The following is a 22,976-nucleotide window of genomic DNA, read 5'->3' as shown; positions in this document are numbered from 1 at the left end:
TTCCCATTCTTATTATATTATATATCGGCTGTTTTTTCAATGCACCTTTGTCTTTCTTCTTCAAGATTTCGCAGTTTTAAGCGCAGTTCTTTTTCTTTTTCCGCCTTGCATTTGGGGCATTCGAACACTTCTCCGTTTAAATAACCGTGAATTTTACAAATCGAATAAATAGGCGAAATGGTGATATACGGAATACGGTAAGAATTTGTTATCGCGCGCACCAAATCCCGGCATGCTTTCCAATCTTTTATCGCTTCTCCCATAAAGGTATGAAAAACCGTTCCGCCGGTGTACTTTGTTTGCAGGGATTCTTGATGATCCATAGCTTCAAAAATGTCGCTTGTGTAATCGACGGGCAGTTGGGTCGAGTTGGTATAATACGGGTCCTTTTCGCCGGAAGTAATAATATCGGGGAACTGCTTTTTATCGTGGCGTGCAAGCCGGTAAGACGTGCTTTCGGCGGGGGTTGCTTCCAAGTTAAAAAGTTCTCCGGTTTTTTCCTGATAATCGGCTAAGCGCCGGCGCATATACGTCAAAACGTCTTCGGCAAAGGCTTTTCCGCGCGGATGCACGATATCGACGCCTAAAAAATTCAAACAGCACTCGTTCATACCGCACAAACCGATAGTATTAAAGTGGTTGTTTAAAGTCGAAAGATAGCGCCGTGTATAGGGAAATAAGCCTCCGTCCAATAAGCGCTGAATTACCTTGCGTTTTGCACACAAACTTTCTTTTGCCAAATCCATAAGATAGTCCAAGCGCGCAAAAAACTGTTCCTTTGTTTTTGCCAAATAGCCTATTTGCGGCAAATTAATCGTAACGACTCCCAAAGAACCGGTAAATTCGTCCGAGCCGAACAAACCGCCGCCTCTTTTACGCAGTTCGCGCTTGTCCAGCTGAAGGCGGCAGCACATGGAGCGCACGTCGCCCGGATTCAAATCGGAATTGACGAAGTTTTGAAAATACGGGGTTCCGTACTGTGCGGTCATTTCAAACAAAAGCTTTGCGTTTTCTCCGTCCCAGTTAAAATCCTTTGTAATGTTATAGGTGGGAATCGGATACTGAAAGCCGCGGCCTGCCGCATCGCCTGCAATCATCAATTCGATAAATACCTTATTGATGACATCCATTTCGTGTTGACAGTCGCCGTAGGTAAAGTCCGCTTCTTCGCCGCCTGCAATCGCTTTTTTGTCTTTCATGTCTTCGGGAACCGTCCAGTCGAGCGTTATGTTCGTAAAGGGCGCTTGCGAACCCCAGCGGCTGGGCGTATTGACGCCGTAAATAAAACTTTGTATGCATTGGCGCACTTCTTTTTCGCTCATATTGTCTTTTTTAACAAAGGGAGCCAAATAGGTGTCGAACGAGCTGAACGCTTGAGCGCCCGCCCATTCGTTTTGCATAATGCCTAAAAAGTTTACGATTTGCTGAATAAGCGTGGACAAATGCTTTGCCGGTGTGGAAGTAATTTTATCCGGCACGCCGCCCAAGCCCTCGGCCACCAATTGTCTGATAGACCAGCCCGCGCAATAGCCGGAAAACATCGACAAATCGTGGATGTGAAAGGCGGCCGTTTTGTGGGCTTCGGCGACTTCCTGAGAATAAATGTTTTTAAGCCAATAGTTTGCGGTTATCGTTCCCGAATTGTGCAGGATAAGGCCGCCGAGCGAAAAGTTTACGTTTGCATTTTCGTTTACGCGCCAATCCGACTGGCTTAAATAACCGTCCATAGTCGCATTTATATCGAGCATTAAACGCTTGGCATCCCGAATAGCCTCGTGTTTTGCACGGTATAAAATGTAAGCCTTTGCAACTTTGACTTCATTTTCTTCAATCAAGACCGTTTCCACTATGTCTTGAATCTCTTCGATGGCGGGAATAGAATGTTCGTGGCGCCCTGCCATAAGAAGGCGCAAGCGCTCTTCCGCCTTTTCCGTAAGCCGTTCCGCCTTATCGGGATCGGGCCGTTTTTCAACGGCCGTAATGGCTTTCCCGATGGCGGCAGCGATTTTGGAACGGTCGTAATCCCCTATTTCCCCCGACCGTTTTACAACATGCTTGATGAACATGGCCGATTTTTCGTTTTTTTCGGTTCCCAAAAAGCTTTTCCACTCAGGGAATACCGTCTGTTCGGCAGAGCTGTTTTGCCCGCTCATTCGTTTCCTCCCAGTTTATTTACTTCCGTTATAAACTCTTCCAAATTTTCAAAATGCCGATACACCGATGCAAAACGTATGTATGCAACCTTATCTACTTTGTGCAAGGCTTCCAATACCAAATTACCTAAATCGGCCGTCGAAATCTCTCGGCTGCCTTTTTCTTTCATAACGGCGAGGTTTTCAATATCGTTTACGATATTTTCGATTTCCGCCGTGGAAACCGGCCTTTTTTCTAAGGCGCGGCTTATTCCTTTTTCCAACTTTGCGCGGTCAAAAGGTTCGCGTCTGCCGTCTTTTTTTACAACCATAAACGGCTTTTCTTCTATGCGTTCATAACTGGTAAAACGATAACCGCAGCTCAAGCATTCCCGCCTGCGCCGTATGCTTTCTCCGTTTGTCATCGTTCGGGATTCAAGCACCTTATCGTCAAGGTTTCCGCAATACGGACAGCGCATATACACTCCTCTTTTGCACCGGCGGTGCAGGTGAGTACGGTAAAAATTTCAGCGAATTATGCTACTAACGATAAAAACAGTATGCTTGTATCTAGTGTTGTATCGCTTATAAACTAATTATACAACACTATATCTGTTAATGCAAGATGTTTTGTAGAATAAATGCAAAAAAAAGCGGGAAAACGGCTGCGGTACCGCATTTTTGCTTAATTACGGTTTTGGAGAGCATAAAAAAGGTTTTGAGCTTTAAAAAGCGCCGTTGAAATAAAAACGGGAAAGAGTACAAAGAGTTTTTTCGGGCCGTTTTTACCTGCGCGCGCCTTCCACGATAAATCAAGTTGTGCCCATACGGAAAAAAGCAGGGGAATAAAGGTTAAAAAAAGAGTAAAAATCAGCGATATGCTTTTAGGCAATACCTTTTCGAGCGCTTGTTTTAATTCAAGGGATGTTGTCGTGCTGAAAAACAAAGAAGAAATTTGTATCGCGCAGGTAAGCCGCAGTATAAGGGCTATGAGGGGTTTGACCGAACCGCTTTCTCCGATTAAAAAAGAAACAATATGTGTCAATGCAAGAAAAAATGCGTAATATGCAATCGGTTTTAAATCTTTTATTTGCCGGCGCAACGAAAAACCGGCATAAAATGCCGCAGCGGAATTTATGAATATATAAAAAAAACAGTACAGGGGAGGTATAAAAAAAACGGCTGCCGGAAGCAAAAACAATAAAATAAGTTTTATAAGGGCCGGCATTTTATGAATAAGGCTGTTTCCGCTGCGATATGCAAAAAGAGGTTTTATGTCCATAATAAATCTTCCCGTTTTGTATATGAGGCGAGGGGGTGGCGGATATTCCAGTGCAATAAATCCTGCTGTAACCCTTCTTCGGGTAAGCCGTCGAATACGGTTTTTCCGCCGTGCAATACAATTAAGCGGTCGGCTAGGGCATAGCATTTTTCCAATTCATGGGTTAAAAGCAATACGGTATGTTTTTCGGCTTTAAGCATTTGTATCAATTTATTCACTTGAACGACGCCGCTGTAATCCAAATTGGCAAAGGGTTCGTCGAAAATGATAATCGGGCAATCCATCGCAAGGATACCGGCTACTGCAAGGCGGCGTTTTTCACCTCCCGACAAAAAGCGTGCGGGGAAAAAGCTTCGTTCGAGTAATCCCGTTTTTTCCAAAGCGGCGTATACACGTTTTTTTGCTTCGTTTTCGGGTATTTTTAAATTTTTCAATCCGAACATAATGTCTTCTACGGGGGTTTCACCCAAGATTTGAGTGTCCGCATCTTGAAATACTAAGCCGCAGCGCCCCCGTATATTAAGGCTGCCCCGTGTCGGTTTGTCCAACCCCGCAATAATCGACATAAGAAGGCTTTTACCCGAACCGTTTGCGCCGGCTATAAGCACACATTCTCCCTTATACAGGCAAAAAGAAATGTTGTCCAAGGCGGTAAAGTAAACGCTTTCGTTTTTCGATTCGGCGGCGTCCGTATTTTTCGAACCGGCCGTGTTTTTTTTGTTGCCCGTACCTTTCGGATTGCCGGCAGTTTTTTTTGGGGGCGTATTTTGTAAAACTCCTTGAAAATAGCCGTTCGCAGCGGTTTGTATAAAACGCTTGGTTATGCCGTGCAGTTCTACAGCCGGCAAGTCGGATGTTCGGTCGGTCATTCGGCTAAATCTGCATCCTTATATACATAGCGCGCAACAATCGGGCGCAGTTTTGCCGCTAACAGGATTGTCAAAACGGCTTTAACCGCATCGCCGGGTAAAAAGGGTATACAGGCAAGCGCAAGGGCTTCTTTTAAGCCTTTGCCGGTAACCTTGATAAATTGGCTTATGCCCGGCACGTACAACAGTACAAAGCCTAAAAGACAACCGCAGATAATGCGCGGCAGTGCCGTTTTTTGCTTTTGTGAAGGTTTTCCTATGTAAAAACCCGCTGCGGCCGCCGCCAAAAAATAGCCGATTAAAAAGCCGCCTGTAGGGCCGAGTATTACCGCCATACCGCCGCGGCCGCCGGCAAAAACGGGAAGGCCGAGCATTCCTGCAAGTAAAAAAAGGCCCGCCGCTCCGGTTCCCTGTACGCCGCCTAAAAGTGCCGCCGCCAAAACGGGCATCATATTTTGCAGTACAATCGGTACCGGCGATGCAGGCAGGGGAACTGAAATAAAACCGCTTACGGCAATAAGGGCCGCAAAGAGGGCGGTAAAAACGGATAAAAGTATTTTTTGATTTGACTTTGTGTTAGACATATGTTCTCCGCATAAAATGATATATATTGTCGATTTTCGCAAAGTGTGACGGTTTGCACTGTTTGTGTCAAGTGGCCGGGCATGTTTTGTGTCCTTCGATACGGCGGCGTATGTAAAATACAAGATAAAAAGCGCCCCACAAGCCTCCTAAAAGAATGGGTAACCAATCGCCCAAGACGGCGTAGACGGTTAGGGTCCGTTTGTAAACGGGTACGTCGACAATACCGGCAGTGCTTTCAAAAAGCGGCAGGCTGTACAATATGCGGCCGGCAGGATCTGTAACCGAGGTAAAGCCCGCATTTGTGCAGCGCACCAAGCTTGTTCTGAATTCCTGCGCACGGTACGAGGCTATAACGTAGTGTTGGATTTCCGCCGAATCCGTGCGCGACCATGCGTCGTTTGTAAGGTTAAAAAACACTTCGCTGCCGGCAAAAAAAAGGTTTCGGCATATATAGGGAAAAGCGTCTTCAAAACAAATGGGCGTACTTATTTTTGCACTGCCGTTTTTAAGCGGAATATCGAAAACGGTATAGTGTTTTCCCGGCGTCCATCCGCTTGAAAAACCCACAAGGGCTTGCATAAAACTGCGCATCCAAGCTTTGTCGGCATAGGGAATTATTTCCGCGAAAGGAACAAGCTGCACTTTGCCGTAAAAATCAAGCCAATTACCTTCTCCGTCAAAGTATACGGCCGCATTATTGAATTCCCGCATAACCGAAACCGAATGAGCGAAACCGTCCTTTGTACGTGTGCCGGAATCTTCTGTACGTGTGCCGGCAAGCGGAAGATCGGCGGTCAATTCAACCGGAGCGCCGCTTATAAACGGTATACCGTTTTCCCGTATAAATGAAATTAACGGTTTTTTTTCCGGACTGTATGTGTAATAATGCAGGGCGGCCGGCAAAGCATAGGGCAGTATGGTTTCCGACCATAAAATAACGTCCGGTTTGCGGTCGGTTTTGTTCAATTGTTCTTCGGTTAAGTTTATTGAAAGTTCCAATGCATTTTTTCCGCTTTCGGCAAGCCACGAATCGAAATTCGGCTGCACTAAAAGCGTCCGTATTTTTTTTATCGGCGTGCGTTTTTCGGTATACCGATATATGCCGTATGCCGTACTCAGCACAAAAAGCGATACGCAAAAAACGGCCGTGTTTATATAGGAAAAAATCCGCTTTTTCGTTTGCTGTCTTATGTGCAGTGCGTTGTTTGTATCGGATCCGAGTATAGACGGCAGCAATAAAAGTCCTTCTGCGATAACGGCATTAAAAAGCGAAAATAAAAAACCGATTCCCCATGTTCCGGTTATATCGACTATTTGAGTTAAAAGCTTCCATCGCCAGGCGCTCATAATTAAAGTACCCCACGGATAGGCTAAAAACCCGACCGATTTTACCCACTCGTACACTGTCCATAAAAACGCAAAAAGTAAAATCCGCATAGGACTATTAAAGGGACGCATCCCGGCGCCTTCTTCCAAAGCGCTTTTACGAGTTATATAAAAGGGCATAAAAAACAAACCGCCTATATAATAGCCGAAAACGGCATAGGTAAGGGCGGTTGCGCCGAGCGTAAAAATTGCAAAGTCTTTAAAATAACCGAGCCAAAAGCTTGAAAAAATATGCGTACAAAGCATTTGTAACGACATAAGCAAGCCCGCTTTTTTAAAGGAAGATGCCTGTGCAAGCGCCGTATATAGGGGAACGAGGGCAAAAAGGCCGAGAAAAGGCGATCCGAACAGCAAAAATTCGTTTTGAATGGCTAAAGCCATGATTATTGCGGAAAAAAAAGCACAAAAAACTTGTAAAAATCTTCTCATTATATTATCATCATACATGATTTTGTTTTTTAAAATCAATACAGCGCATAGGTGGTAATCTTACAAATATGAAGCGGGTAATTGAGATTCACAAAAAAGAATATGATAAAAAACCCGATGTTGTAGTTTCTGCTCCCGGACGTTTTCATCTTATCGGAGAACATACATGGTTTTTTAAAGACAAAACATTATCCATGGCGGTTAATTTACCGGTCTATATTGCGGCTTCCGCCCGCAGCGATTCTTCGCTCCGTTTTTACTTTCATCAAATAAACGAGCGAAAACGGGGTAATGTGTCCACTTTGAAATTTCGCAAAGAGGACAGATGGGCGAATGCATTAAAGGCGGTAATAGCCGGTTTTAATTCCTGCGGTTTTGAGTGCAGGGGTATGAATATTACGATATATACCGAAATACTCCCTTCTGCGGGATTCGGTATAACAACCGCTATGAAAGTTGCAACCGCCCTCATTTGTAAAAACCTTTTTCAACACCCCTGTTCGGATGCTCAGATTTTACAAACCATAGAACGCGGCAATAAATTCTTTTTAAATACCGGAAATTATATTGCCGATTTATATGCGGCCCTATATGCAAAACCCGATACCTGTTTGCTGATTGATCATTCAAAAAACACAAGCACGCCCTTGCCCTTTGATTTTGAAGGTTATTCGATTTTACTCACCGATGCCCGTGTGCCGCGTATTTCCGTATGGGATGAAGAAACGTTGCGGAGTCCGGAAAACTTTTTGCTTATGGCCGAATTGAAACTGCAAAAAAAAGGTTTTTGGATATATAACGAATCCGATGTGGAAATAAACGATGTGCTGTCGGTGGTAAATGAAGATACAAGACGCCGTCTTTTATGCGTTATGAAAGAACATCATTCGATTATGGATGCGGCCGAAGGATTACGCAGCGGAGACTTTTTTTTGTTTGCCCGCGCGGTAAACAAATCTCACGAATCCATGCGCGATTTATTTAATATCTCGTGTCCCGAAATCGACTGGCTCGTTAAGCGTGTGCTTGAGTTCGAAATAACTTCGTCACGAAAACCTACGGCTTGTTCGCGCATAACCGGTAAGGGGTTCGGCCGCTGCCTGTATACGATTTTAAAAACCGCCGATGTTGAAGAATTTAAAAAGAAAATTACCGAATACGAACGGATTTTCGGTTTTCATCCGGTTTGTTATGAAGTTAAACCGGCCGGAGGAGCGACCGTACTTTTAGCCTAAGAGGATTTATATGACTGTTTTATTGACGAATGACGACGGATTTACGGCCGAGGGCTTACAAACGCTTATTCGAATTTTTTCTCCGGTGCATACCGTGTATGTCGTTGCCCCCGACAGAAACCGCTCCGGAGTTTCACACGGTTTTACGATGTCGAAACCGCTGCGTATAAAAAAGATGGGCGAACGCATGTTCCAATGTTCGGGGCTTCCGGCCGATTGTACCGATGTGGGAACAAAAAAGCTTACGGAATGTACGCCGGATGTTGTTATTGCCGGAATAAACAAGGGCTCGAACATAGGAACGGATATTTTATATTCGGGAACCGCCGCCGCCGCCCGCCAAGCTTCTTTGCACGGTATTCCCGGTATTGCGGTCAGTTTGGATTCGTATGACGAAAAATGGCAGTACGAGCCGCTTGCATTGTTCGTACGCGATAATTTGGATAAATTGCTTCAACTGTGCGATCGGGACATATTTGTGAATATAAATGCAAGCGACAGCACCGCATATAAGGGATGGAAAATGACCGTGCCTTCAGTACGGCGTTATCAGGATTCTGCAGAATTGATACATGCGCCGGACGGGCATTTATACAGCTTTTTTAAAGGCGGCAAAGCGCAGGTTCCGCATACGGCAGATACCGACTATGCGGCTATTCGGGAAGGATATGTGTCTATAAGCCGTATCTTTTCTCAGCCGTGCAGTGCGGCAGGGGCTTTCGACATTCCTGCAGACTTTTTTAAGATGCCGTAAATTAACGGGTTTTAAAAGGGATAAATATAACTATTTTAAGAGTGAATTACCCCTCACAAAAAAACACCCTGTGTTCTTCCTAATGACTTTTTTAAATTTAACCGCACAGAGCGCAAAGGCTGCAGGGAATCTAAGAGCTTTTACAGCTTTTCTATTTCCTCGCGGGTTAAACCCGTTCCAGCTGCTATTGTATCGAGTTCAACGCCAAGCCGTTTAAAAGCGGCTGCCGTTTCCAAAGCTTTTTGCCGGGCACCTTCTTCTAAGGCGATCTCGCGTTCTTCTTCTCTTTGAACCGCTATATCGGTTGCGTAATCATATTCCGCCAATAACATATTCATTACCTCCCGCGATTTGCGCTCCAAGTACTCTCTTAGTATATCATTATTTATACATTCCTGTACAGCTTTTTCAAAGCCTTTTTCCCTGTCAAGCTTAAGATGTTTTCTTACTGTCTCTACAAATAAACTGTACTGGGCAAGCGGTTTACACTGCTCAAGAATTGTATGTGCTTTATCCTGATTGATATTCACCACTTCGACAATGAGTTCAAGGTTCGGTTGTGAACCGGCCGTCATAAAAGCGTCGGAAAGTTTTAGTGTTTTATATTCCGGGAAATCTTCTTCACCGTTGTAAAAGACATAGAATTCGGGAGAAGGAATCTTAACCAAACGGCGCAAATACTTATCGCGCGGATTTTGTATCTGCTCATACAAGCGGACGACATATTCCAAAAAACGGAACGGCATGTTTTCATTAACGGTCGATTGATGTTCTGCAAGTACAATGATTTTATTATCTACAAGGAAAGACACATCGTTATAAAAGTTCATATACAGGATTTGTTCCAGTCTGATATGACGCAGCTCACAGTCAAGCGGCAGCTGTGTTCCGTGCAATGCGTTGTATAAACTGATAAAGTTTGATTTTGCCGACTTATCCGCCCCGAAAAAGTCGGCAAACACGGAGTCCTTATAGGTTCGTTTGGGATTAGCCTTTGTCATACTTCACCTCCACCTATACTGTTTTACAAGTGAACCACACCGAAATAGCTCCATTTTTACAAGTGAACACATTTTCAAATGTGTGAACCTAAAGCCGATTATCCCCGATGTTTTGGACGGTAAAATACCGCACGTAAAACATCCTGTTTCAAATCCTGCACACGGATGTGCAGGAAAGCCGTTAGTAATCAGTTTTGAGCTATGCTCAAAACTGGAATTCAAAACCGCACAGGATGTGCGGTTTTGAAACAAACTCGAGTTAAAGAGAGCGGCGCTATTTCAGCCGTTCTCTTTAAACATTATAGGTTTGATATGAAAAAAAACAGAGTTTTTCCGGAAAAAACTATGAATTTATTTTGTATCCCGAACAGGACGTTCGGTAAAGCTTTATATAACCAAGTTTGCGCGGGCGCAAACTTGCAGCATAAAACCGAGCAGCACGGTTTTATCGTTATTAAAGATAACGCCGTTTTGGGAAAAAGGGTAGATGTTATCAGGTGCAACGGTTACGCTTTGAAGCTTATCTCCCTACTCACTGACATACTTTGCATCCGTTACCGTGTAGGTTATGCTGTTGCGGATAACTTCTTTTGGTATATAAAGCGCAGGTTCCGCATACGGCAGATACCGACTATGCGGCTATTCGGGAAGGATATGTGTCTATAAGCCGTATCTTTTCTCAGCCGTGCAGTGCGGCAGGTTCTTTCGACATTCCTGCAGACTTTTTTAAGATGCCGTAATTTTAAGATGCCGTAAATTAAGGCAAAGGTGTGCTTCCGCACATCCGTGTCCACGGATGTGCGCTTTTACGGCTTTTACAGCTCAAACTCCGGAGATGTAACCCACACGCACGAAAATATACTTTCGCTGTCGTTATAGTTTACAGAATTTTTTACGCCGATATTATCTGCATCTACCGTCCATGCCTGACCGTTTACCGTAACGGTAATGCCCGTTTTTGCAAGCCGGTGCGTTTGTCCGTCATCACTAACAGTGTAACCCGTTTATCCGCAGATTTCAACGTTTGGGGAAACGTTTTTTAAGATGTATGTATTTACCGCCGATGTTTTTTATGATATACTATAAACGGTAGCATTCAACGGTTTTATGCAGGGAGGGTTATGGCAGAAACTATACAAGACGGTATTGCATTGTACCGTTCGGGTAAATACACCGATGCGTTAACTCTTTTTTTATCTTTACCCGCACCCGATATACATACGGCCGACGAAGGTGCCGACGGTTTCGATTTGGCATACTATATCGGTTTATCCTATGCTCGGCTTGAGCGTTATGACGAAGCGATTTTATATCTTGAACAAGTGGTTACCGGCGGAACGATTGCCGAACGGGTAAATCAGTGCCGCTTTGCGCTTGCGGTTATATACAGCCTTACCGGCAGAACCCGTTTGGCCGATTTTGAATTGCAGCAGCTTATAGACGGCGGTTATAAAACTGCCGAAGTGTATTCCGCCCTTGCCTATGTTGAATGGGAAAAGAAAAAATCCTCTAAAACAATCGAGCATTACGAAAAAGCGCTTGAATTAAACCCCAACAGTCCTACAGCCTTAAACGGCTTGGGCTACGTGCTTGCCTGTTTGGGAAAAGATCTTACCAGAGCTTTATCCCTTTGTAAACGAGCCTTGGATATGTATCCGGAGTCCGCCGCTTTTTTGGATTCTTTGGGCTGGGTGTATTATAAACTGGGTCTTTTAGCCGAAGCGCAAAATTACATAAAAAAAGCCAAAGAATGCGGGCGGGAAAATTCGGAAATAGAAGAACACTATAATGCGGTGTTTAATGCGTCTGCCGAAGCCGATTTGTAACCTTTTTTTGCGGGAGATTTGAATGAAAAAAAAGCTTTGTATGATTTATAACATCGTTTTTGTTTTTTTATGCGCTCAAATCTTTCTTTTTTCACAAACGGCAAAAGAAGCGACACCCGTTGAACGCGGTTCGGCCGAACAGGAATTTCGGCGCGGAGTACAAGCTTGGTACCGCGGTGCGTTTAATGATGCGGTTATTCAATTTGAAAAAGCCTTATCCTATCTTCCTTCGGAAAATCTTATTCTCGATTGGCTCGGAAAAGCTTATTACCGCTCAGGCATAGAAGGAGCGGCATTGCAGCAATGGAAACTTGCCTCACAAGCCGGATACGGCGGACTTTTGCTTGAAAATAAAATCGATATCGTGCAAAATCGGCGAGTTCCGGCGGATACTTCCGATATGTCGCTGCGTTTTACCGAATCGGGAATTTTTCCGGGCAAAACCGCGTCGGGGGTGCATTTTAGCCAGCCCTTGTCGCTTTTGCCGCAAAAAGACGGATCGATTTTGCTTATCGCATACGGTTCAAATGAAATCTTACAGTTGGATGTAAACGGTTTGATAATAAACCGCATACGGGGTCCCTTAAGCGGTTTTGATCGGCCCATGGATATTTTGCGCCAAGCAAACGGCAATTTGCTTGTTTCAGAATATGCCGGCGACCGCATATGCCAATTGGATCCGCGCGGACGGTTTATAAAATATTTCGGTTCGAAGGGTAGGGGGGCAGGACAGCTTGTGGGCCCCCAATTTTTGGCGCAAGACGCTTCGGGCAACGTGTATGTAAGCGATTACGGAAACGGACGGGTAACGGTTTTCGACTCGGAAGGCGAAGCTTTGTTTTTTTTCGGTACATTTATATCTCCTGCCGGGATTGCGGTCGCCGATGACAGGGTTTATATAGCCGATGCCGGTACGGGAGCCGTTACCGTATACGATACCGCCGGCAATTATTTGGATACATTGACCGAACATAAAACCCTCAGGCATCCTGAAACCCTGCGCGTTCACGGTTCTTTTTTAATGGCTGCGGATACGAATAAGATATTGGCCATAGATCGGCACAGCGGTGCCGCCTATGAAATTGCCCGTACCGGAAACGCTCCGGTGAAGCTTACTTGTGCGGATGTCGATTCGAACGGTAATATCGTCGCCGCCGATTTTAAAAACAACGAAGTTATTGTGCTTTCGCGCATGCATGAATTGGTAGGCGGTCTTTTTGTACAAGTCGAGCGGGTATATGCCGACGATTTTCCGCGCGTCAGCCTTGACGTGCGCGTCGAAAACCGCAGCCGAAAACCGATTATAGGATTAAAAGACGTCAATTTTCTTATAACCGAAGAAAAACGGCCTGCCGCCGAACAAAAGCTTATAGGCGGCGCCGATTACAACGATGTATGCGACATAAGTCTTATTATCGACCGCAGCTACGATTCGGCTCAATATCGTCAGGAAATCGATACGGCTGTCCGCGAAATTGCCGCCGCTATGAAAGGAAGGGGAACCTTACGCATTGTTTCTGCAGGCAAAGTGCCCGTTCCCGAATACGAGGGAAATCCGGCACTTATGGAAAAATTCTCGTCGGCAAACCTCAAAGCCGCCGTATCGCCGACCGTCGCCGTTGATTTGGCGGTACGTCTTGCCGCAAACGATTTAATCAATGCCGAACCGAAACGCGCCGTTGTGTATATAACCGCAGGAGGACCGCGCTTTCAATCTTTCGGCAAATACGGTTTAACCGATGTAAGCTCATATCTAAACAATAACGGCATTGCTTTTTTAAGCCTTTCGCTTGACAGGCAAAACATTGCCGAAGAAATAGAGTTCTTAGTAAAAAATACTCCCGGCGGGCACTATTATATATTCAGAACGGCCGGTATTTCTTCCGTTGTACGGGACATCATCGATATTCCCTGTCCCGTATACAGGTTTTCGTATGTGTCGAGTTTACCGACCAATTTCGGCCGCGCCTTTTTACCTGTAGAAGTGGAAACCTATGTATTAAACCGTTCCGGCCGTGATGAAACCGGATATTTTGCTCCGCTGGAATAAAACATTTTGCGCTGTTAAAATAAAAGCTTGCGCTCCTCCGGAAAAAGTATTGTACTGCGCCGGCACAAATCTAAAACTGTATTTTTGCGGATATGCCGGCAGTGTTTTTTATACTGAATAAAGCATTCGCAAAAGAAAGTTCCGTACCCGCATACACGGCCGCCTTTATGCGCTCGCTTAAGTTAAATTCCATGCTGTGATTAAGATTGTACGTTTGTGAAAACCGTGCATTTTTTGAACCGAATGCGGCCGAAAAAGAACTTTGGCGCCGTATTCCTTCCGCCTTTTGTATGCGTTCGGCGAATTTCGGCAATAAAAATATAAAAGCGTCTTTTACAATGCTTGTTTTTCCCTGCCGATTCCAAAGCGTTTCAAAGCGCGTGTGCCATCCCCCTGAAGTGTCGGCGCTGTATTCGGTGTAAAAGCGCACACTGTCGCGTTCCGTAAAAAAAAGCATAAATTGTCCGTAGCCCGAAATTCCTATACGATAGTTGCGTACATTATTTTTATCGGTTTTGTACGTAAGGCTGAGCGAAGCGAGGGTTTCATCCTGTTCGTACCAATCAAAAAGCCGTATAGACCCGAATTTGCCGAAACAGTTAAACGCCGAAAAAAAACAGCTTGTTTTAAATTGCAGCACATCGCTTGTATCTGCGGGGCTTGCTCCTATCGTCCGTGCGGCGGAAAAAGAGCATCGTGCCGGTACGATAATGTCTAAAGGCGACATAAAAAGAGGGCGCTTCCATGTAAGATTCCATAAACTTTCGTACCCCGATACGGGCACGCCGCTTTGCCGCATTTTGGCAGGCAGTTTTGTGTCGAAAAAGTCATAAACGGGAAGGGCGGTATAAAGCCATTGTCTTTTATTCATCGTGTGCCCGTACTCAAAAACATCTGCGGTATAAGAGCCGCCCCGTGCCTGTTCCGTTACCGAAGAGGATTTTTTTATCCACTCGACGGAAAACCGTTGTTTTTCGATTGTAAAAGGAAGATTTATGCTCAAAATGTCTGAAGCCGTATTTTCTGTTTTTACCGAGCCGGTATATACGTTGTGTGCGTTTAAGCTGATTTCGGGTTCGAACCGCTTTTCAAAAAAAACAAAGCTTTGATTCAGGGAAAAATCCAGTGTGCGTTTATCCGCATCGCTTTTGCCCCCTGAAAACTGCACTTTCGATACGTCCAGCCACGAAGAAAAAAAGTCGGAATGTGCCGGAAACGCCATTTTCCCCTGTTGGGCAGCTTGCGCCGCCGTTTGCAGGGTATATGAAATTTTTTGCTTTTCAAGCGCATATTTTCCGGACATGGAAAGCGATTGTTTAAAACTGTGCGCATTCGTATTTCCTTCGGCTTTAAACGAAAAAGAAAGCGGCACATGCAATTCGGAAAAATCGAAAAAAAGACTTTCGGCTTTGTTTGCATTAAAAGTCGTCGGCGTAAACGAATATTCGGAACTTGCATTCACTATACGTGTTACAAAAAATACGGGCGTTGTTTTTAAGCTGTACGAAGCGTTTTGCAAATAGTATACCGAATGGTTTGCTTTGTTTTGACTGCGGTTTGAAAAGGAAAAAGATGCGGCCAATGCCGTTTTTATTCCCGCTATATCCGCTTGTATTCTGCCGTCCGTATATGTTCCGATATCGGCGTGTTTATTTTTATGTGTTAAATTACCGCTTTGCACATGCGAGCGTATTTTTGCCGTAAATGCGGGGTTTGCGGCAAGGGGAAAATTTTTTACGGAAAATACCGTTCCTTCTTTACTCCAATTAAAGGCAAAAATGTTTTCGGCGTTCAAACGCACGTCTTTTCCGCTTACATATACTTCATCTATAAACAAAGCTCCAGATGCCGTATCGGTTATATCCGAAGAAGAAAAGGCGAATTCTATGCGGTTGGGAGCAAGCTGTGTATTGCAGGTTTCTACGGTAAAATCAGAAGCGTTTAAGGATACGCCGCCTACGGACAAAGTGCGGCTGTGCATATTAAATACCGCCTTTTTCCACAGTCCGTGGAATTGGGTATCGATTTCGGTCATCCCGGCCCCTTCAATGTGTAAAATCAAAGCACTTTGTGTACCCTCAGGCGTTTCGCTTTCAAGGCTGATCGATAAACGTGTTTTTACAGGGGCTTCGGATGTGCATATAAAAAAAACAATATCGTCGTAAGAAGCAAGCGGAACCGTTTCGATATAGCGGTATGCGCGGACCGTTTTGTCGGCCGGTGGCGGCGCGGCGGGAATGTCCCACTTAAAAAACTGTACGGTATTTGCACCGCGGGGATTAAAGCGGAGCATTTCCGCCGGTTCGGGTGCTGCGGATACGGGCGAACTTTGTTCCGATGAACGGAGCAGGCAGCCTTCGGGAACGGAAAAGCCGAATTCTGCGCTTCTTATTTCGCACGCTCCTACCGTCAAAGTACCGACAGCCCCCGCCGCCGTACTGCGGATAATCAAGCGTGCGTTTTGCGATTTTGCAAGCTGCATACGGTCTTCGTCGCGGAGATAAACGGTAACTTTTTGCCAATCGCCGACATCGGAATTAAAATGGTTTTTTATATCGCCTTCCGCCGCATTGTCTTCGGTTATGCGCCATGTAGGAAGCGGTACTTGCGAATCGGTAAGCTGATTTTCACTTGCGCCGAGCTGCAAATAAACCTCATAATTCGTCGGCGGTATCGACGGTTCCATCTTAAGCCATATGCTGAATTCGCGTGCCGAGGCGAGGGACGCGGCCGCCCCTTTAAAGTCGATTGTACGCGCAGCCCACGCATTTGCAGCGGGAAGATTCCATTCCATACGCAGCGCATAGCCTTCCATATCGGTTTCCCGCAAGGCGGTTGCCGAAAGGGGAACGGCGTTTCCGGAAAGCTGCACATAGCTTCCCGGCATAGCGGGGCGCTTTTTAAGTGCCGGTATTACGCTTTCGGGAAAGCCGGCGTCTGCATGGGCGCCTAAAAGTATTTTTTTCGGTTTTGAACCGTCCATACCGAGTATGCGCCGTACGCCGCCCGTGTCGGGTATTTCAAAAGAAAGGGCGCTTGTGTTTTCAAGCGAAAAATCCTTTTTTTGCCAATCGATTTTTAATGCGGTATTTAAAGAGCCGGGCAGGGCGGCAGTACCGGTACTGAATGTGTTGTTTTGTGTAAGCGGCCATAAAAAAGATGCGGAAGCGTCAAGCGACAAGTCGGGTCCGAACTGCCGCCGTATACCTGCAGCTGCCGACAAGCGCCCCGTTTGCGCTCCTTCCTTATGTTCTTGCCAGGTAATGCGTATTTTGTCAAAGGGAAGCGGAGGGTTAAGGGGGTGTACAAGCCCCGTTTTATTATCGTAACGGAAACCCGTTTCTTTTATGCCGTTTCGGTACATCACGACGGAACCGGGAACTGCTGCCGTTCCTATATCCAAAAAACCGGAAACCGATACGGTTTGTACGGAAATAAAGCCGGGTTTTTTATCGGCATTTTGCGCTTCCGGCGACTGCGGGCTCAAATAGAGAAAAGGGTGTTCGGGCGCGGCCGGGTAGCGCTGGGCCGCTTTTAAAATATTCGGCTGCATATTTTGTGCACTGCGGTTAAAAAGCCGCGCATAGCGCCGTTGTTCTTTAAAAAAATCGCTTCCTTCAAAACCTCCGCCGTAAGAATTATAATCCGCAATCACCGCTCCGTAATTTTCCTGCTCGATACCGGATTGTGACAGTACCCGTATGTCTGTGTTACGGACATCGGAATTAAGGACATATAAAGATGCATCCGCAAAGGGCGAAAAAAAGGGCGGGTATTGTAAAATAAGGGCGTCTTTTTTTTGCCCGCCGCTTTTTGTACCTATTTCCGTAAAAAAATTGTCTGGCTCCGTCGCTCCCGAAGCGAGCGGATAAGAATAGTCTTTCGGATTTTGCGCGGAACCGAACCACGCTTGTATGTCATGCAAAAAGCTTCCGCCGCTTGCATGCGGTGCCGCAAAGCTGCCCAGTGTATTCACAATCTCGTTTTTTTCGATATAAAATTCCGCAAGGATTCTTCCTGCGGCGGGTTTTGCCAAAATGACCGTATCCGAGGTGTTTAAAATCAAATAATCCGAAGGAGAAAGCTGTCTGTAAGTATATTTTTGATTGTCTTCATAGGTTCCCGTATCCGATTGAACGTAAATCGACGCTATGTGCTTCGATGTTCCCGGCGGGAGAACAAAGCGCAGTCCCTGCTGCCATTCGTGCAAGCCTATTTTTTTTTCGCCTATTTCATCGGTACCCGCCCAGGTTTTTTCAAAATTGTCGAGCATATCGTAGCGCAGCAGGGCGTCCGCCTGCCATACATCGCTTTGCCACCGGGCGCTCACACCGGGAGCTTGATCCGCAGCTCCTCCTGCGCTTCTGCCTGCAGTGCTTATGCCGTAAATCTGCGGAAAAACAATTCCTCTGTTTCCGATGCGTACGTGGCGTAAAAATCCGTCACCGTAATAGCCTGCGGCAACCGTACTTTTTTCATATGCATCCGTGACGGCCGCTTCAAAATACCATTTTTTTTGGAGAAAAAACCACAGCGTAATGTCGGTTTTTTGTATAAATACGGGCGGCGCAAAAGAAAAAACAGGTGTCGTTTTTTTCCCGTCTTCCGCATACGTACCGATTGTATGCTGCATGTGCAGTTTTGCTTCCCAGCTTCCCTGAGCATAAAATTCCACATCGGGAGAATCCGGCGTCAGGGAAAACACGGCAACCGGCATTTGCGGTAAAAAGGGAACGGACAATGCTTCTTGCTGTGCCTCCGGATTTTCCGTATTTTGCTTTTGCGCCGCAAGACTGCTTTTTCCCGAAAAAAACAATGCTGTAAGCATACAAAAAACGGCAAGCATGTGTTTGGGCTTTATGTTTTGTGCGGGCGTTTTATTAGGCTGAAGTTCTTCTTTTGCGTGTAAAAGGCGCGCTTTTTCCACACATATACCGGGATTTTTTTTCTGTATACGGATAACCGCTTTTTCCACCGCCGCCTTTTTTTTTTCGCCGAAATCGAACAATTCGCTTTGTACGGGTGTCGCGCCGTCTTCAAGGTTTTGCGCGCCTAAACCGAGTAAACGTATGCCGCGTCCGTTTTCGTATTTTTTTCTGAACAAGAGTTTTGCACGGTTATATAAATCATCCGCCGACGAAAAAATTCTGTCCGATGTTTCCTGTATGCTTACTGTCGTAAAATCTTCGTAGCGTATTTTTATATGCAGGGTTTTACTTATCCAGCCTTCGGTTAAAAGGCGGTACATCACTTCCCATGCAAGCTCCAGCAGGGCTGTATCTATTGTGTATAAATCGGTTAAATCGAAAGAAAAAGTATGCTCGGAGCTTATGGAGCGGCTTTTGGTTTGATTTTCGAAGGTTTCGACTTCACAGCCGCGCACGGCATGATATAAAAAACTGCCCGTACAGGTACCGAATAAGCTTTGGAGTAAGTTAAGAGAAGCTTTATGAACGTCACGCGACGTTCTAAAACCCGCCTTTGTAAGGCGCTCCAAGGTTTTTTCCCCTACGCCCCAAATTTTTTTTAAGGGCAAAGAAAGCATAAAATCTTCTTCTTTACCGTTTTCAACGATATATAAACCGTCCGGTTTCGACATTCCCGAGGCAATTTTTGCAACATATTTATTTGAAGCCGCTCCGATTGAAAGCGTTAGGCCGGTACGTTCCCGCACCGCTTGTTTCAGTTTTTTTGCCGCTTCTTCGGCCGTTCCGAACAAACGTTCGGTACCGCCCATATCCATAAAAGCTTCGTCAACGGACATTTGCCGAACTTCCGGCGAAAATTCATTTAAAACGGTCATAACTTCCCGCGATTTTTCGTGGTAGCGCTTCATTCTTCCGCGTAAAAAAATTCCGGAAGGACACAATTGAAACGCTTTGCCTATGGGCATGGCCGAATGAACACCGTATTGCCGGGCTTCATACGAACAGGTTGATACGACGCCCCGCCGGTCGGTCGGCAGCGAACCGACGATAACGGGTTTGCCGCGGTATTCGGGGTTATCCAATTGTTCTACCGAAGCAAAAAAAGCGTCCAAATCCACATGAAAAAAATTCGAAGCGCTCATTTCGGTACACCCGTTATCGTATATGACAGTTTTTCTGTTTGTATGCCCGTTTCCGTTTTGATATATGCGGTAACGGCACATACCGTATTGTTTATTCCCTGTGCGGAAAATGAGAGCGTAAAAGGTTCGGGAGGATAATCGTCTAAGGCAAAAACCGCCGTAAACGGTTTTAAAAACATATCATAAGGATAATTTGATTCAAGAACGGGAAGAACCGTTTGGGACCTTACTTCTATACGGTATCTGATAACGGGAAGTTTTGAGGACAATTTTAAAGTAAAAATACTTCGTTCGAATTGTACAATGCGTTCGGGTATAAGGGAGACCGCTTTTGTTTCTATGGGTTGGGATGCGTTTTTATTTTTATAAACGGAGCGTAGTACAAAAGATACTGCAAACGTGACTGTAAAAAAGCACACAAAAAAAACGGCTGCAAAAACCGCGTGCATTCGGATTTTTGATTTTGCTTCCGATCCGCGTCTTTTCCATAATTTAAATCGTATAAGGATGCGTACAATCATAATTAAAAAGGGCAGTAAAATTGCGGCAAACAAAATATTGTATCCGAAACGTGCGCCGCTTATAAAACGAAAACAAAGCTCCGAATTGAAGCCGGTGAGGGCATTTATAAACGGGGCAAAGGGAAGCAGCATAAAAATCATACAGCCGATAAGCGGAAAAACTTTTCTCATAGTACGCGAAATATATATAATAATGTATTCGAAAATAAAAAGAAGAATAAGGGTTATGTCAATCGCTGCGAATAAAAATATGTTTAAAAAGCCGGCAACGGAAAGAAGGTATCCGTAAATAAAGCCGGTAAGCGGAAGTTTGAAAATATAATAGATAAGCGGAAAAAATCCGAATACAAAAAAAGTAACGGCAAAAACCGTTTTTACGCTTAAAAAAAACAAAGCCGCATCGGTACGGCTGCCGATTATCTGTGCCGTTATAAACTGTGCAAAAAATAAAAGCAAGGCGGTTACGCCTATTGTCAGCGGTATAAGGTACCAGGTTTTAAAGAATTCTTCGCGATGAATATAACGGTGGGCACCGCGTATAAAAGAAAATATAAAAAAAAGGCAAAGGGTGAGTGCCGCCGCAAGACTTAAAAAAACGATGTATGTTTTTTCCGAAATCCAAAGCGTTCGGTTGAAAATGCGGAAAATACTGTAATGTGTTTCGGTGCCGACCGTTTGCAAAGATGCGTATTGCCGTATGCACTGTTCAATACCGTTTAAAAGATAGTTCGGATGTTCCGCATTTGTTTTAAACATAACCGCCGGAATATGTGCGGTAAGCCATGTAGATATAAGGGGATCCGATTGCGTTAAGCCGAGTCTGTATAACGATAAAAAAGAATCTTTTATGTAATAATTTATATCGGCTTTGTAAAATGCGTCGGTAATCAGTGTAAACAGGGGCCGCGGGATAAGGGTTCCCGTTCCGTATTCGCCCCTTCCTCCGGGTATGATTTCCGTACCGTTTTTGCGCTTGGGATGAGAAAAAACCGTATCCGTTTGCAAACGGATTAAAAAAGCTGCCGTGTTTTCTTTTGTTTCCAAATTTTCTATGTAAGAAAGAGAGCCTGCGTTATAGTATGTGCCGGCGTTTAATTCATCCGCCGTCGGTACGGGACTGTAATCGTTTGCCGTAAACACAAAGTCAATACGGTAATCAAAATTTTCCGCCGTAAGTTTTTGTATAAAAGCGGTTAATACGGGAACCGCCGTTTTTATGTCTTGCTGCGGAATTGCTATAATCAGTTTTTTTTTATCTTTTTCTTTATTAAGCGCTATAACAACATTGTAGGGAAACTCATATGATAAAGTATTTTGCAATAATTGCTTTTCGGGTTTAAAACCGCTTTTTTCAAAAAAATCATATAAAAAATCGGAGTATAAAGCCTGTGCCGACTTGGTTGCTTCGGCGTGTAAAAGCGATCGGGTTTGAAGTATACATAATAAAAGTGCGATACAAAGTATCTTAAATGCAGGCTTCATAGTAACAGCATAACGGTAAATTTGTTTTATGGTCAATAGCTTGTATACTGCGGCGGTGTCAAAAAAAACGGCTTTACATAGCCATTTGACATATATTTCAATCGCAGGTATAATGGGGGCGTTAATAATATGGCAAAAGTTCCTAAAAAAGTAATGCTGGAATTACCTTTAAAAGTAGCTTTAAGCGAAGAAGGGGCGGCTTCTTTTATACGCAATAAAAAGAAACTTGTCCGTTTAAAAATGGTAGATAACAGCGAAGAAAGCGGTGTCGTTTTGGAGCGATTTACCCCGACTTCTTTACAAAAATTAATTTTACTCGATTACGTGTCAAAGATAGAAATTTCTTTACCCGAATTTACTACCCTGCGGCAGGATTTAATCGATTTGTCCAAGCTTCTCGTTTTTTCTTTGTTTTACAGACAATTCAGCTCACAAGTGCAAGCCGATTTGCTTGCAACCGACGTAATAAAAAAACACAACAGAGCGCATCCCGGTCAATTTTTTGACAGCAAAACAAAGGTGCCTCCGCGTACCCTTCAATCGATTATGAAAAAATACGCTTCGCATATAAACGATATGAAGCGGCTTATTCTCGATCCTTTGAATATGGAAATCGTAAAAAACAAAAATTATTCGGATGAAGAAAAAAATACTTATTTATTGATGATTGAAAAATTCTTGTCTAAACTCAGTCCGTATAATTGGTATCTTATTGTTTTGTTTTCCAAGCAAAACGGATTTAAACATATGCTCGAAGCGGTACGCAAGGGACTGCGCGATTATATGGGAAAGGGTACGATTGCCGAATATATTTCTCTTATGTTTATGGAAATCGCTTCAAACTGTGAAGCGTCGAATATGGCTAAAGAAGCGGAACGCTTATATAAGGGGGCAGGCGAAAGCGCTATAACCTTGTATGATCCGATTGTGCGAAAAAAGATAATCGCCGAACTTACTCGAAAAAACAAACTGGTATGCGCTTCATGGAAATTCGGAGGAAGTTCGGCTTCCATCGGTAAACAGGGAATGCTGCAAATAACCGTATACAATCAGGATGATGAATTCCAAGAAGTAAAAGAAAGTATTGAAACGTCAAAATCGGCCGACTTAAACAAAAAAAATCTTATAGATTTTTATAAAGAACTGCCCCAGCACGGCAGCCGTACCGATTTGGGCTTATATTATTTGTCTTATTTGAATGATGCGTGCAAACAGGTAAATATTAAGTTCGATTCTCATGTTACGCAGTTTACTTCAAGCGATTTAACGGTTATTAATATGATGTTCAATTTTTGACCTATGAAACATCTTTTCCGGTATACAATTCTTATTTGCATATGTACATGCTTAATCT

15 protein-coding genes are annotated in these 22,976 nt (G+C 44.4%); 6 read left to right on the top strand and 9 right to left on the bottom strand.

What is annotated here, in order from left to right; all coding sequences use genetic code 11:
* Window positions 1-17: 17 nt before the first annotated feature.
* The 6 genes from H0R92_RS08755 to lnt form a co-directional block, all read right to left on the bottom strand.
* On the bottom strand, window positions 18-2,153 hold the full coding sequence (locus H0R92_RS08755; RefSeq protein WP_432963325.1) for a ribonucleoside triphosphate reductase: 2,136 nt from the start codon (window positions 2,151-2,153) through the stop codon (window positions 18-20).
* Window positions 2,150-2,611 (bottom strand): transcriptional regulator NrdR, encoded by a 462-nt coding sequence (nrdR, locus tag H0R92_RS08750; RefSeq protein WP_432963322.1) that lies wholly within the window; start codon window positions 2,609-2,611, stop codon window positions 2,150-2,152. Before nrdR ends, H0R92_RS08755 begins: the two co-directional genes overlap by 4 nt.
* 206 nt (window positions 2,612-2,817) lie before the next feature.
* On the bottom strand, window positions 2,818-3,414 hold the full coding sequence (locus H0R92_RS08745; RefSeq protein ID WP_432963319.1) for a CbiQ family ECF transporter T component: 597 nt from the start codon (window positions 3,412-3,414) through the stop codon (window positions 2,818-2,820).
* Window positions 3,405-4,283 carry an energy-coupling factor ABC transporter ATP-binding protein gene (locus H0R92_RS08740; protein ID WP_432963316.1) on the bottom strand — a complete coding sequence of 293 codons (879 nt, stop codon included), beginning with the start codon at window positions 4,281-4,283 and terminating at the stop codon, window positions 3,405-3,407. Before H0R92_RS08740 ends, H0R92_RS08745 begins: the two co-directional genes overlap by 10 nt.
* Window positions 4,280-4,867: a biotin transporter BioY gene (locus tag H0R92_RS08735; protein WP_432963313.1), complete on the bottom strand. Its 588-nt coding sequence runs from the start codon at window positions 4,865-4,867 to the stop codon at window positions 4,280-4,282. Before H0R92_RS08735 ends, H0R92_RS08740 begins: the two co-directional genes overlap by 4 nt.
* Before the next feature lie 67 nt (window positions 4,868-4,934).
* Complete coding sequence (gene lnt, locus H0R92_RS08730) at window positions 4,935-6,683, bottom strand: apolipoprotein N-acyltransferase (protein ID WP_432963310.1); 1,749 nt, start codon at window positions 6,681-6,683, stop codon at window positions 4,935-4,937.
* Window positions 6,684-6,751: 68 nt separating this feature from the next.
* Here lnt and H0R92_RS08725 point away from each other — a divergent pair, with 68 nt between their 5' ends.
* Together H0R92_RS08725 and surE are read left to right on the top strand one after the other, a co-directional pair.
* On the top strand, window positions 6,752-7,918 hold the full coding sequence (locus H0R92_RS08725) for a galactokinase (RefSeq protein ID WP_432963307.1): 1,167 nt from the start codon (window positions 6,752-6,754) through the stop codon (window positions 7,916-7,918).
* Between the two features lie 10 nt (window positions 7,919-7,928).
* Window positions 7,929-8,672, top strand: coding sequence for a 5'/3'-nucleotidase SurE (gene surE, locus H0R92_RS08720; RefSeq protein WP_432963304.1), 744 nt, complete (start codon window positions 7,929-7,931; stop codon window positions 8,670-8,672).
* 140 nt (window positions 8,673-8,812) lie between these two features.
* Here surE and H0R92_RS08715 read toward each other — a convergent pair whose 3' ends face one another.
* Complete coding sequence (locus tag H0R92_RS08715; protein WP_432963301.1) at window positions 8,813-9,673, bottom strand: Rpn family recombination-promoting nuclease/putative transposase; 861 nt, start codon at window positions 9,671-9,673, stop codon at window positions 8,813-8,815.
* A 590-nt stretch (window positions 9,674-10,263) separates the two neighbouring features.
* Here H0R92_RS08715 and H0R92_RS08710 point away from each other — a divergent pair.
* The 3 genes from H0R92_RS08710 to H0R92_RS08700 all read left to right on the top strand — a co-directional run bounded on the left by H0R92_RS08710 (window position 10,264) and on the right by H0R92_RS08700 (window position 13,549).
* On the top strand, window positions 10,264-10,413 hold the full coding sequence (locus tag H0R92_RS08710; RefSeq protein WP_432963298.1) for a hypothetical protein: 150 nt from the start codon (window positions 10,264-10,266) through the stop codon (window positions 10,411-10,413).
* Between the two features lie 381 nt (window positions 10,414-10,794).
* The gene (locus H0R92_RS08705) at window positions 10,795-11,499 is read left to right on the top strand and encodes a tetratricopeptide repeat protein (RefSeq protein WP_432963295.1); all 705 of its coding nucleotides are present in this window, start codon (window positions 10,795-10,797) and stop codon (window positions 11,497-11,499) included.
* Window positions 11,500-11,521: 22 nt separating this feature from the next.
* The gene (locus tag H0R92_RS08700; RefSeq protein ID WP_432963292.1) at window positions 11,522-13,549 is read left to right on the top strand and encodes an NHL repeat-containing protein; all 2,028 of its coding nucleotides are present in this window, start codon (window positions 11,522-11,524) and stop codon (window positions 13,547-13,549) included.
* Window positions 13,550-13,619: 70 nt separating this feature from the next.
* On the opposite strand, the gene dinB is transcribed toward H0R92_RS08700, so the two are convergent.
* Window positions 13,620-19,700 (bottom strand): DNA polymerase IV, encoded by a 6,081-nt coding sequence (dinB, locus tag H0R92_RS08695; protein ID WP_432963289.1) that lies wholly within the window; start codon window positions 19,698-19,700, stop codon window positions 13,620-13,622.
* Window positions 19,616-21,622 carry a hypothetical protein gene (locus tag H0R92_RS08690; RefSeq protein ID WP_432963286.1) on the bottom strand — a complete coding sequence of 669 codons (2,007 nt, stop codon included), beginning with the start codon at window positions 21,620-21,622 and terminating at the stop codon, window positions 19,616-19,618. Before H0R92_RS08690 ends, dinB begins: the two co-directional genes overlap by 85 nt.
* A gap of 129 nt (window positions 21,623-21,751) precedes the next feature.
* Here H0R92_RS08690 and H0R92_RS08685 point away from each other — a divergent pair, with 129 nt between their 5' ends.
* Entirely contained in the window at window positions 21,752-22,918 is a 1,167-nt protein-coding gene (locus H0R92_RS08685; RefSeq protein WP_432963283.1) for a hypothetical protein, read from the top strand.
* Window positions 22,919-22,976 lie beyond the last annotated feature (58 nt).

Origin of the sequence: Treponema sp. OMZ 840 (assembly GCF_050937815.1) — a bacterium.
Lineage (GTDB): Bacteria > Spirochaetota > Spirochaetia > Treponematales > Treponemataceae > Treponema_C.
The sequence above is the reverse complement of the archived record's forward strand: the minus strand, read 5'-3'. Positions and strand labels throughout refer to the sequence as shown.

Coding starts and splice junctions, on each gene's coding strand:
- H0R92_RS08755 (WP_432963325.1), bottom strand. CDS start 2,153: ATGAGCGGGCAAAACAGCTCTGCCGAACAGACGGTATTCCCTGAGTGG.
- nrdR (WP_432963322.1), bottom strand. CDS start 2,611: ATGCGCTGTCCGTATTGCGGAAACCTTGACGATAAGGTGCTTGAATCC.
- H0R92_RS08745 (WP_432963319.1), bottom strand. CDS start 3,414: ATGGACATAAAACCTCTTTTTGCATATCGCAGCGGAAACAGCCTTATT.
- H0R92_RS08740 (WP_432963316.1), bottom strand. CDS start 4,283: ATGACCGACCGAACATCCGACTTGCCGGCTGTAGAACTGCACGGCATA.
- H0R92_RS08735 (WP_432963313.1), bottom strand. CDS start 4,867: ATGTCTAACACAAAGTCAAATCAAAAAATACTTTTATCCGTTTTTACC.
- lnt (WP_432963310.1), bottom strand. CDS start 6,683: ATGAGAAGATTTTTACAAGTTTTTTGTGCTTTTTTTTCCGCAATAATC.
- H0R92_RS08725 (WP_432963307.1), top strand. CDS start 6,752: ATGAAGCGGGTAATTGAGATTCACAAAAAAGAATATGATAAAAAACCC.
- surE (WP_432963304.1), top strand. CDS start 7,929: ATGACTGTTTTATTGACGAATGACGACGGATTTACGGCCGAGGGCTTA.
- H0R92_RS08715 (WP_432963301.1), bottom strand. CDS start 9,673: ATGACAAAGGCTAATCCCAAACGAACCTATAAGGACTCCGTGTTTGCC.
- H0R92_RS08705 (WP_432963295.1), top strand. CDS start 10,795: ATGGCAGAAACTATACAAGACGGTATTGCATTGTACCGTTCGGGTAAA.
- H0R92_RS08700 (WP_432963292.1), top strand. CDS start 11,522: ATGAAAAAAAAGCTTTGTATGATTTATAACATCGTTTTTGTTTTTTTA.
- dinB (WP_432963289.1), bottom strand. CDS start 19,700: ATGTGCCGTTACCGCATATATCAAAACGGAAACGGGCATACAAACAGA.
- H0R92_RS08690 (WP_432963286.1), bottom strand. CDS start 21,622: ATGAAGCCTGCATTTAAGATACTTTGTATCGCACTTTTATTATGTATA.
- H0R92_RS08685 (WP_432963283.1), top strand. CDS start 21,752: ATGGCAAAAGTTCCTAAAAAAGTAATGCTGGAATTACCTTTAAAAGTA.